9 protein-coding genes and 2 pseudogenes are annotated in these 9,714 nt (G+C 59.1%); 3 read left to right on the top strand and 8 right to left on the bottom strand.

The window, feature by feature from the left end:
* Positions 1-262 precede the first annotated feature (262 nt).
* Positions 263-487 carry a hypothetical protein gene (locus tag B3605_RS20960; RefSeq protein ID WP_183796364.1) on the top strand — a complete coding sequence of 75 codons (225 nt, stop codon included), beginning with the start codon at positions 263-265 and terminating at the stop codon, positions 485-487.
* Between the two features lie 342 nt (positions 488-829).
* Complete coding sequence (locus tag B3605_RS20955) at positions 830-1,075, top strand: acyl carrier protein (RefSeq protein ID WP_112945459.1); 246 nt, start codon at positions 830-832, stop codon at positions 1,073-1,075.
* A 941-nt stretch (positions 1,076-2,016) separates the two neighbouring features.
* On the opposite strand, the gene B3605_RS20950 is transcribed toward B3605_RS20955, so the two are convergent.
* The 3 genes from B3605_RS20950 to B3605_RS20940 form a co-directional block, all read right to left on the bottom strand.
* Positions 2,017-2,346 (bottom strand): XdhC family protein, encoded by a 330-nt coding sequence (locus B3605_RS20950; protein WP_112973843.1) that lies wholly within the window; start codon positions 2,344-2,346, stop codon positions 2,017-2,019.
* Between the two features lie 166 nt (positions 2,347-2,512).
* Positions 2,513-2,833 (bottom strand): hypothetical protein, encoded by a 321-nt coding sequence (locus B3605_RS20945; protein ID WP_112945461.1) that lies wholly within the window; start codon positions 2,831-2,833, stop codon positions 2,513-2,515.
* 199 nt (positions 2,834-3,032) lie between these two features.
* Positions 3,033-4,046, bottom strand: a complete 1,014-nt coding sequence (locus B3605_RS20940; protein WP_112973842.1) for an acyltransferase family protein — start codon at positions 4,044-4,046, stop codon at positions 3,033-3,035.
* Between the two features lie 149 nt (positions 4,047-4,195).
* Here B3605_RS20940 and B3605_RS25845 point away from each other — a divergent pair.
* Positions 4,196-4,312: pseudogene (locus B3605_RS25845) on the top strand (helix-turn-helix domain-containing protein); the annotation flags it as partial.
* A 50-nt stretch (positions 4,313-4,362) separates the two neighbouring features.
* Here B3605_RS25845 and B3605_RS20935 read toward each other — a convergent pair.
* The 5 genes and pseudogenes from B3605_RS20935 to B3605_RS20915 form a co-directional block, all read right to left on the bottom strand.
* Entirely contained in the window at positions 4,363-4,710 is a 348-nt protein-coding gene (locus B3605_RS20935) for a response regulator (RefSeq protein ID WP_296435886.1), read from the bottom strand.
* 807 nt (positions 4,711-5,517) lie between these two features.
* Positions 5,518-6,450: an XdhC family protein gene (locus B3605_RS20930; protein WP_112973839.1), complete on the bottom strand. Its 933-nt coding sequence runs from the start codon at positions 6,448-6,450 to the stop codon at positions 5,518-5,520.
* Positions 6,451-6,472: 22 nt separating this feature from the next.
* The gene (paoC, locus tag B3605_RS20925; RefSeq protein WP_112973838.1) at positions 6,473-8,677 is read right to left on the bottom strand and encodes an aldehyde oxidoreductase molybdenum-binding subunit PaoC; all 2,205 of its coding nucleotides are present in this window, start codon (positions 8,675-8,677) and stop codon (positions 6,473-6,475) included.
* 5 nt (positions 8,678-8,682) lie between these two features.
* Positions 8,683-9,633 (bottom strand): FAD binding domain-containing protein, encoded by a 951-nt coding sequence (locus B3605_RS20920; RefSeq protein ID WP_112973837.1) that lies wholly within the window; start codon positions 9,631-9,633, stop codon positions 8,683-8,685.
* Positions 9,630-9,714 (bottom strand): annotated as a pseudogene (locus tag B3605_RS20915) ((2Fe-2S)-binding protein); the annotation flags it as partial. The gene B3605_RS20920 and the pseudogene B3605_RS20915, both read right to left, overlap by 4 nt.

The following is a 9,714-nucleotide window of genomic DNA, read 5'->3' as shown; positions in this document are numbered from 1 at the left end:
GAGAATGTGCGCGACCATGCCCTTACCGGGATGAACGTTGTATGAACTTGCCATTCATATTTGAGCCCGCCTCGGCGAACCGGCGGGCTTAATGGCGGTCAATCCCTAGTTGCCCCCGCAGTTCTGAGTCAACCTACGTCCTTGAACGTTACGGCTTGCTTCGGGCGGAATGCCCCAACAGCTCTACACACAGCTTCGCATCGAACTCAAAACCGGTTTCCGCGTTTTATGTGCAGAAAACCTCTTTAGCCGGAGAGAGACCATGAGGCTCGTGCAATTCACCTTGATTGGACAAGCTGCCATGCCTGTCTTTATCAATCCCGATCAGGTTGTGTCTTTGGTTGCGTTACCTGATCGAACGCAGATCATCACGACGGGGAGTGCTGCTCACGCCGCGTCGATCGTCTATGATGTTACCGAACTAGCTGGGGAGGTCGTTCGATTATTGACGACCAATCCCGTTGTTGCAGCACCGGGACGTGCTTGAAAAGTCCGGGCGTCCAGACAGCGAGGTGTGACCCGCTTTTGCGCTCAAGGCCAAGATACCGCTTGCGTTCTCTCCTGCGCTGGTAGGTAATGAGCTATTATAGCAAACAGGAGGAATTAATGGCCAAGGGTCAAGCGAAGAGCAACAAAGAAGTCCGTAAACCCAAGAAGGACAAGGCCGCTCCTGCCGCTGCGCCTGCTACCCTTGGAGCCAGGGCCGTAGAGTCGAGCAAACAGAAGAAACCCTGAACAACCTCGGCCTCCTCGATATGATCTGGGAGGCCTCTGCCTCACTCTGGACTGGGATGACTGATAGCGCTATTTCTCTGAACAAGGAAAGCCAATGAATTCCGACATGATCCGTGACCGCCTGGTGGCGGTGCTGGTCGAAACTCTCGCGATCGATGCTGGCGAAATCAGCGACGCCACGCTCTTAAGCGACATCTCCGACGACTCCCTTGAGATCACTGAGGCCGTCATGGAAATTGAAGCCGCTTTCAAGGTCGAGATACCCGATGATGTGGCAGAAAACCTCGGTACGGTCGGCGAGATAATAGCTTATCTGGCTGCTCACGAGAAAGAACCCTGAGGCAGCCCGCCACTGAAACGAAAAAGACCGCCCGGAAGCGGTCTTGGGTGTTGATCGCTATATGCAAATCACCACAATAATCACTTCATACCGCGCAAGGTTTAACTCGGAAACACCACCGAATGCTATTTCGATGGTGTTTTTCGCTTCTGCAAGCCCCAATGCACGGCCAAATCCTCTAAGGCGTCTTTGAGGTAGTCGGCGAGCGTATGTCGGGCGCACTTTGAGGTGCCGATCTCGGCTATGGTGCGACCCCAGCCTGCTGCCGACGGCTGAGCAGGTCGCGGCATCCTTAGAGCTGGATGCGGGCGTCGATCTGCCGGTCTGAGATAGGCTCACGCGCGCCGCCGCCGTCTACAGGCTCCCGACTGTAGTCGAACGACCCCGCTCCAGACCCGCCGAGCGCCTATTCTCGTTCCCTCGTATCGAGCCGCCGCTCATTATTGAAATTTCGGGTGCGGACCCCGCGAGGATCACGTCCATGGCGATCATCTTGTTGATGTGCTGAGACCGGCCGATGTCGACGCAGGCTTGCACCCCACTCGGCGTGTGCGTGACCCTCACGCCGGAGCAGGTCTCGACATGCTGACCGCCCCGACTGTGAATGCCGGGAATGGGCCATACCTCGATCTTGATCTGGTCGGCCGGGATGTCGCAGCGAAGACAGCTCGGCTGCGCGAACTGCGTTTGCAGATGGAGGCCAATGCAACCGCTGGGCCTCTTGAAAAGCGCAGGAAGACTTAGACATAAGGATACTGTTATATATCTACATCGGCCTGTAATTGCGTGTCCAGTTCGGCGGCACGTTTTGAAGCGCGTACGCCACAGCCGTCCAACTGGATCAGAGGTCCGCTGCGCTTTGATGACGTCGCATCGGAGCGATGGTTTTCGTTGAGTGCCGCGGGATTCGCGCGCCGAGTTTTCCAATCATCGGAAATCTTCTATCGCACGTGAACCGCTACCTCGTCCGCGGTTCTGAGAACATGAATTGCGACAGTGATGCCACCGCCGCAAGGAAGCTGCAAATCGAAGAACGGCGAGCCTTTACCCAGTAGCAGCGTGCGTTCACCCGCCGCCGCGATCGCCTTCCTGGCTTCCGTCGCGACCCCCGCCTCGACGCATCCACCGGAGAGATAGCCGCAGTATCCGCCATCCTCGCGGATCGCCATTTGCGCGCCAAGACGCCGGGCTGCCCGGCCACCTATTTCCACGAGGGTGGCCAACGCGGCGCGATGCCCCTGAGCGATGGCGTCCACCACACCGCAGGACATCGGCCGGCTGGTCCGTAGTCAGAAGTCGCACGAGCGCGTTGACGTCGTTGTCGATGACATTGAGCACTGGCCGAACTCCAGGCTAAGGGATTGCGTTCGGTTTCATACCAGCCCGGAATTCACCTGATCTTGTATAAACTTAACAGAACCTGCAGGCGCTCGACCGCTAGTGAAGCACCCTGGCTTCAGGTCGAGAAACTCCATCGCCATCTTCGTCCTCGTCGACATCAGCCGACTGGTTGTATTTGTTAGAGAGCGCGGCCACGTAGCTGATCCCCTGCTCAAGCAGTATCTCTGTCGCCTTGAGGTCGGCTGAGTGAACCCCGCATCCCCGGAGCGTACGAGCCAGGTAGTTGGCGTTTCCGGCCGATACCTTATCGCCCCGGTCCTCGGCATCTTCGGCCAAGTCATCCAGTGTCTGCGCCACCAAAGATATCATGCTCGACCGCTCGTGCCGCGTCATCTCATTGAGCGTTCTCGCTGTCATCGTATTCCCTCCATTGGCTGGCATGGCCGTAACTCGGCAAAGGGGGCGGCTCAGAAAAGTCTATTGAGGTCAGGAGCAAGACTGAGTTGCCCGGTAGCACGTAGGTAACTTCCAAGAACAGGCGAAACAAGGCGTTAAGCTATGCGTTTCACGTATTGCTGAAATACGACTTCACGGCTTGTAGGGGTAGTCTGCAAATCTAGGCGGAAGAGGTCAGTGTCTGATGCCAGCGGGATACCAATGCCCGGCGCGCCGGGGTTTCGATGCATTCGTAGCTGATCCAGGCGATCAGCAGGGCGGCGACGAGTGCCGCCGGCACGACGATGTAAAGCGGCAGCGTTGACGACAGCGCATTGCCCATCAAGAACATCACCGGCACGTGAAAGAGATAGAGCGAGAAGCTGATCTTGCCGAGAAAGCGCATCGGCGCGACGGCGAAGACGGCTGCTGAAATCCGATGCTCCTGCGCCACCAATAGAACGGCGAGCGCGCCCGCGAAGGCGGGTGCCAGTCCCCAGGCATTGTCCGCGTTGGGAAACAAGTGGTTCGAGATCAGGATGAAGAAAGGCAACGTCAGCGCCATCACTCCCGTCGCAGTGTTCTGTAAGTGGTCGCTCAGCAACGGTTGAAGTCTTCCGACCGCAGCGCCGAAGAGGAAGAAAGCGAGTTTGGAAACAAGCATGATGCCTGGACCTGGGAACCCGACGAGCGCATCGACCGCAAGATAAGCGGCGAGCATGACGCCGATTGCCTGGTATCGCCTCATGTCGCTCAAGAAGAGCCAGATCACCGGGAAGAGAAGGTAGAACTGTATCTCCGGCGGGACCGACCACAGGACTCCGTTGGAGCCGAGGAGCACGACGTGGCGCAGGATTTCCTTGCCCCCATGGATCGGGTTGATGAAATCGAAGCCCGGAATACTCGATAGAGCCGCGACGGCTAGCACAGCCACCAAATAGACCGGATAGATGCGCGAGAAGCGGCTGACCAGGAAGTCGGCCACCGCCTTGCGGCTGATCGGCCGATCACCATACAGATAAGCCATCAGGAAGCCGCTGAGGGCGAAGAAGATGGCCACCGCCCGGCCGCCGACGCCTGTTATCATGAAGGGCGCGAGCGAGGGGAAGATTTGATAGAGGTGCGAGAAGACTACTGCCGCGGCGGCCATGCCGCGCAAGCCGTCGAGACTGGCTATGTGCTTCTCTTCCTGCATCGATGGCACCTTGGCCTGATGGCTTATCGAATCATGGTTCCACAGCGTAAATCTACGGCCTTTGCAGACCTCTTTTCAAACGATCATTCCAAGCGCATTTCATGTCCTGAGATGGCGTGTTAGGACGCTCGTGAGCAATCTGGGGCCAAATGAGCGACCAACTTTCCGCACTTTGCCTGTTTGTCCGTGTCGCGGCGACGGGAAGCTATTCACAGGCCGCCGGCGAACATAACCTTACCCAGCCGATGGCCTTCCGGACGATTGCGTTGCTCGAAGAACCTTGCCTAGGCGGTCATCCGAAGCTCGCTTCTCGCAGTCAGCTCGCCGACTTTTGCGGCGATAACGTCAAGCCCGTAGGGCTTTGGGATAAAATGGCGTCGTTTGGTAACTCGTCGGCGGATAACCGATGTCCACCCGATGCAATGATGACTGGCACGTCCATGTGAGTGGACGAAATCATCCATGCTAGATCAAGACCGCTCAGTCCTCCGGGCATGTCCACGTCCGTGACGACCGCGTCGACCTTACGCTGTCCCAGGACGGCCACGGCCTCCAGGACGTTTCCAGCTTCGACGACGTCATAGCCCTCGTCGGCCAAGGTGTCGGCAAGTAGCATTCTGATCAGAAACTCGTCTTCGACGATGAGAACCGTACGCTGATACATGGCAGTCTCCTTCGTGGTCACGAGATGAACTCGCTTTTCCAAGTTTCGATCGCCCCTCGGCACCGAATATTTGCTAACATATTTAATAAAATGCGAATGATCGGGGATTATCTAGATCGACGGGCACAGACGGATGACCGGTCCCGAGTCGACAGGTGCTAACCCCGCGTTCCTCGCCTCGACCAGACGATGCCTGCTCAAACCTCCAGCCGCCGAAAGAACCGCTTGGGAGACATCTGCAGGGTGACTAGCAGGCATTATCTCCAGTTCTCGACCGCTCGCATCCCATTCGGAGGATAGGCGTAGCGTTCGACGATCTCACATCCACTAACGCAGCCTTCCTGACCCAGAAGATCGTGTAAGGCAAGCCGAGGAAAGATGATCTGGTGATCGGAAACCCCAATTGTGCGAAGCCCGAATGAACATCTCGCCTCAGGATCTAGAAAGGCCTTCGAAAGACCAGTGCGATGATCTCTCGTCAGGCGGGCATCTCGGCGAGACAGATCATCAGACCCGGCGATCCGACACCAATCCCTTTCCGCACGCCTGCGACGATCGAAATCGACATCCGGCTGGGATAGAGGGGGGTTGGACGACTCGTACGGGAAGATCATTCCTCTCTGTAAATTCGCTCTTCACGATGCCCGACGACGACGAACACTGGATGCATCCCGATCCGACGACAAGAAGTGTCGACCAGCGAACCATTGAGACACCATCGAATTCTACAGGGAGCTTTTGGGCGCCTCTGGTGCGGCTCGAAAACTCCCACGGCAAGAACGATCGCGGCGATCAGGGGCAGCGACGTCATTCATAGGCGGCAAGTCTTGAGGCGGCGACGTCAGCCAGTATGGACAGGGCTAGCGACGTCGAATCCTTGGTCGGCCCGAACATTCCGATCGGGGCCTTTATGCGGTCTATCTGGCCGTCGACAAATCCCGCAAGTCTCAGACGCTCGACGCGACTTCGATGCGTGCGTGTGCTGCCGAGCGCGCCTATGTAGAACGCACTCGATTGCAACGCCATGCCAAGGGTTCGCTCTTCGGCGTCCAGGTCGTGATGCAATAGTACCACCGCCGTATGCTGATCAAGAACTGAAGGGTGGAGATCGCCGCCAGATCCTCCCAGGACCACGACGTTATGTCCGGCCGCTTCGGCAATCCGTTCCAGCGCGACCGCCTCGGAAGACTGCCCCGAAATGACGACGCGTATCCGCGGCCGGTAGACCGTTTCGAAGCTCCCGTTTCCCCACCCGCATCGCAAAGGCGGCGCGATGCTATTGATCGCTTCCTGGGTCGGTGAATATGAAAGCCCGGCCGTCCGACGCTCCCGCACCGCGGTGACGACGGCTTCCAAATTCTCGACGTCGACGTCGCGCAGGATATGAATGGCGATCATGATGCCGCCTCCACAAGGAAGGACGACATCGAAAAAGGGCGAGCCGTCGCCGAAGTAAACGGTTCGATCGCGGCCCGCCTCCATAGCCAGCAGCGCCTCAGAAGCGACCGCCGCCTCGACGCATCCGCCGGAGACGTAGCCGACGAAGCTGCCATCGGCCGCAATGGCGAGATGCGAACCAAGGGCGCGGGCCGCGCCGCCGCGGATATCGACAAGGGTTGCGAGCGTCGCCCCGCCGTTCTTGAAGGATGCGATGGCATACTGCAGAATGTCCAAAGGGTCGTCGCTGGTGGACGACCGCTTCGGCACATTCAGCTCCATCGTGTTCAGCATCAGGTTCATGCGTCTTGTCCTCTTGAAACCATCATGCGACCTCTGGAAGCCCACTGATGAGCTTGTCGAGGGTCATTGGATAGTTCCGGAGACGGATGCCAGTTGCGTTATGGATCGCGTTGGCAATCGCGGCCGAGACTCCACACAATCCTAACTCGCCAATCCCCTTTGCTTTCATCGGCGAGGAAATGGGATCGGTCTCGTCCATGAAGACGACCTCCTGATGCGGAATGTCGGCGTGCACCGGCACCTCGTATCCGGCAAGGTCGTGGTTGACGAAGAAGCCACGGCGGCTGTCAACGGCGAGCTCTTCGGTGAGCGCGAGCCCCGCTCCCATCGTCATGGCACCGATCACCTGGCTTCGGGCCGTGATCGGGTTGAGGATCCGCCCGGCCGCGCATACCGCGAGCATGCGGCGAATACGGGTTTCACCGGTCGCTACATCGACGCCGACCTCGACGAAGTGCGCGCCGAAGGTCGACTGCTGATGGCTGTCGGAAAGCTTCTCCCATTCGACCTTGTCCTCGGCCACAAGTCCTTCGGCGCCTGCTACTGAGGCAAGGGGAACCGAGCGAGTGCCTGAGCGAACCTGACCATCTTCGAAGACGACGTCACGCTCGTTGAAACCGAGTTTCTGCACGATAGCCTCGCGGAGCTTGACACAAGCGGCATAGACGCCCGTAGTCGAACAGTTGGCGCCGAACTGGCCACCGGAGCCCGCCGATACGGGGAAGCGGGAGTCTCCGAGTTGGACCGCGACCTTGTCGATTGGCAGTCCCATCATCTCTGCTGCGGTCTGCGCGATAATCGTATAGCTGCCCGTTCCAATATCCGTCATGTCAGTCTCGACGGTAACGACGCCTTCGTTGTCAAGGCGGACCCGCGCACCCGACGGGATCAGCAGATTGTTACGGAAAGCGGCGGCAACACCGAGGCCGACCAGCCAGTTTCCTTCGCGACGCGATGCGGGGCGAGTTCGGTCATCCCAGCCGAAACGCTCCGCTCCGAGCTTGAGGCAACCTACGAAGTCGCGATGCGAAAATGGACGCTCTGGTTTTTCGGGATCGACTTGGGTGTCGTTCAGGATACGAAACTGCACGGGGTCGATGCCGAGCTTTTCCGCCATCTCGTCCATCGCTATCTCAAGCGCCATCAGCCCCGGCGCCTCTCCCGGCGCACGCATGGCGTTGCCTTCGGGAAGATGGAGCGTTGCCAGCCGCATCGCGGTCATCCGGTTCTCGCCCGCATAGAGAAGCCGCGTTTGCATCGCCGCCGTTTCGAGCTGACCATCGGGCTGGTCGCCCGACCAGCTTTCGTGAGCGATCGCCGTGATCTTGCCGTCACGGCTGGCGCCGATCCGAATTCGCTGAATGGTCGCCGGACGGTGCGTCGTGTTGTTGACCAGAAACGGCCTCGGCAGTGCCACCTTGACGGGACGCTTGGCGGTCTTTGCTCCAAAAGCCGCAAGGACTGCGTCGGCACGGAGAAAGAGCTTGCCTCCAAAGCCCCCGCCGATGAAAGGAGACATGAGGTGGATCTTCTCCTTGTCGACGCCAAGCGTCGTCGCGAGGTCAGAGCGCCACCAATCGATCATCTGGCTTGATGTCCAAACGGTCAGCTCGTCGCCGTCCCAAGCGGCAATGGACGCATGCGGTTCCATCATCGAATGCGACTGATCCGGGGTGGTATAGGTCTCGTCCAACGTCACCTCGGCAGACTTGAACGCCCCCTCGAAATCGCCGACAGCGGTGTCTGGCGGCGCGCCGCCGGCATCCTTCGGCTTCACTGCCGTGTCCTTCGCATCGGCGAGGTTATAGACGCCCTCTTCCTCAGCGTAGTCGACCTTCACGAGAGCGGCGGCGGCGCGGGCTTGCTCGAACGTCTCGGCCACGACCACCGCAATCGCCTGATGATAATGCACGATCTCATCGCCACCGAAAAGTTTTGCGGTATTGAACTTGCCCTTTTCCCGCTTGCCGACATCTAGCGTCGTGACCACGGCAAGAACGCCGGGTGCACGCTTTGCGGCGTCGACATTCATTGACGAAATCCGGCCTTTGGCGATCGTAGAACCTACGGGATAGCCGTAGGCATACGGCATGTTGGGATCATGCCACTCGTAGGCATACATCGCCCGGCCCGTCGTCTTGAGCTGGCCGTCAATGCGATGGATCGGCTGGCCGACCACCTTGAGCTGGTCGATCGGATTGGTGGTTGCTGGGGTGTCGAACTTCATGACGGTCAGCCTCTGGCTTCGGCGATCACTGCGCCGAGCGTACGCTCGACGAGATCGACCTTGAATTTGTTCTGCTCGGTCGGACGGGCATCGGCAAGGAGAGCTCCCGCGGCGGCTTTCGCCCCTTTGGTAAGCTCGGTGTCGGCGGCTTCGACGCGCCATGGTTTGTGCGCGACACCACCGACTGCCACTCGACCCGTTCCGTCCGGCTGAATCACGGCTCCGACGGAGACAAGGGCGAACGCGTAGGACGCCCGGTCACGGACCTTGCGATAGATATGCGTGCCGCCAATCGGGGGCGGAAGCACGACCGAAACAATGATCTCGCCCTTTTCCAGGGCTGTTTCGATTTCAGGCGTGTCGCCCGGCAGGCGATGGAAATCGGCGATCTGGATCGAGCGGCGGCTCCCGTCCGGCTTGACGGTCTCGACAACTGCATCGAGTGCCCGCATGGCAATCGCCATGTCGCTTGGATGCGTCGCGATGCAGGCGTCGCTGACCCCGACTACGGCATGCTGACGACTGAAGCCCCCAATGGCGGAACAGCCGCTTCCGGGCACCCGTTTGTTGCAGGGTTGTGCCGTATCATAGAAATACGGACAGCGCGTGCGTTGAAGCAGATTTCCCGCGGTCGTCGCCTTGTTACGAAGCTGGCCGGAAGCGCCTGCCAGCAAGGCTCGCGACAAGAGCGCGTAATCACGCCGGACGGTTGCGTCCGCTGCGAGGTCAGTGTTGCGGACCAGCGCTCCGATCCGAAGACCACCCTCTGCCGTCTTCTCAATCTTGTCTAGGCCCAGGCCATTGACATCAATCAAATGCGTCGGCGTTTCGATCTCAAGCTTCATGAGATCGAGAAGATTTGTGCCTCCAGCGATGAACTTTGCATCGGAGCGCGACACGGCAGCTTTCGCTGCAGCCTCGATCGAGGAGGCTTTTTCGTAGGTGAAGGCTTTCATGGTTTCGTCCCCGCGACTTCGACGATGGCCTCGACGATGTTGGAATAGGCTCCGCAGCGACAGATGTTGCCGCTCATGCGT

The organism is Rhizobium sp. UBA1881, from assembly GCF_002338015.1.
GTDB lineage: Bacteria > Pseudomonadota > Alphaproteobacteria > Rhizobiales > Rhizobiaceae > Rhizobium.
Note: the sequence above shows the minus strand (reverse complement) of the source record. Positions and strands in the feature narration are given on the sequence as shown.

Coding starts and splice junctions, on each gene's coding strand:
- B3605_RS20960 (WP_183796364.1), top strand. CDS start 263: ATGAGGCTCGTGCAATTCACCTTGATTGGACAAGCTGCCATGCCTGTC.
- B3605_RS20955 (WP_112945459.1), top strand. CDS start 830: ATGAATTCCGACATGATCCGTGACCGCCTGGTGGCGGTGCTGGTCGAA.
- B3605_RS20950 (WP_112973843.1), bottom strand. CDS start 2,346: ATGTCCTGCGGTGTGGTGGACGCCATCGCTCAGGGGCATCGCGCCGCG.
- B3605_RS20945 (WP_112945461.1), bottom strand. CDS start 2,833: ATGACAGCGAGAACGCTCAATGAGATGACGCGGCACGAGCGGTCGAGC.
- B3605_RS20940 (WP_112973842.1), bottom strand. CDS start 4,046: ATGCAGGAAGAGAAGCACATAGCCAGTCTCGACGGCTTGCGCGGCATG.
- B3605_RS20935 (WP_296435886.1), bottom strand. CDS start 4,710: ATGTATCAGCGTACGGTTCTCATCGTCGAAGACGAGTTTCTGATCAGA.
- B3605_RS20930 (WP_112973839.1), bottom strand. CDS start 6,450: ATGAACCTGATGCTGAACACGATGGAGCTGAATGTGCCGAAGCGGTCG.
- paoC (WP_112973838.1), bottom strand. CDS start 8,677: ATGAAGTTCGACACCCCAGCAACCACCAATCCGATCGACCAGCTCAAG.
- B3605_RS20920 (WP_112973837.1), bottom strand. CDS start 9,633: ATGAAAGCCTTCACCTACGAAAAAGCCTCCTCGATCGAGGCTGCAGCG.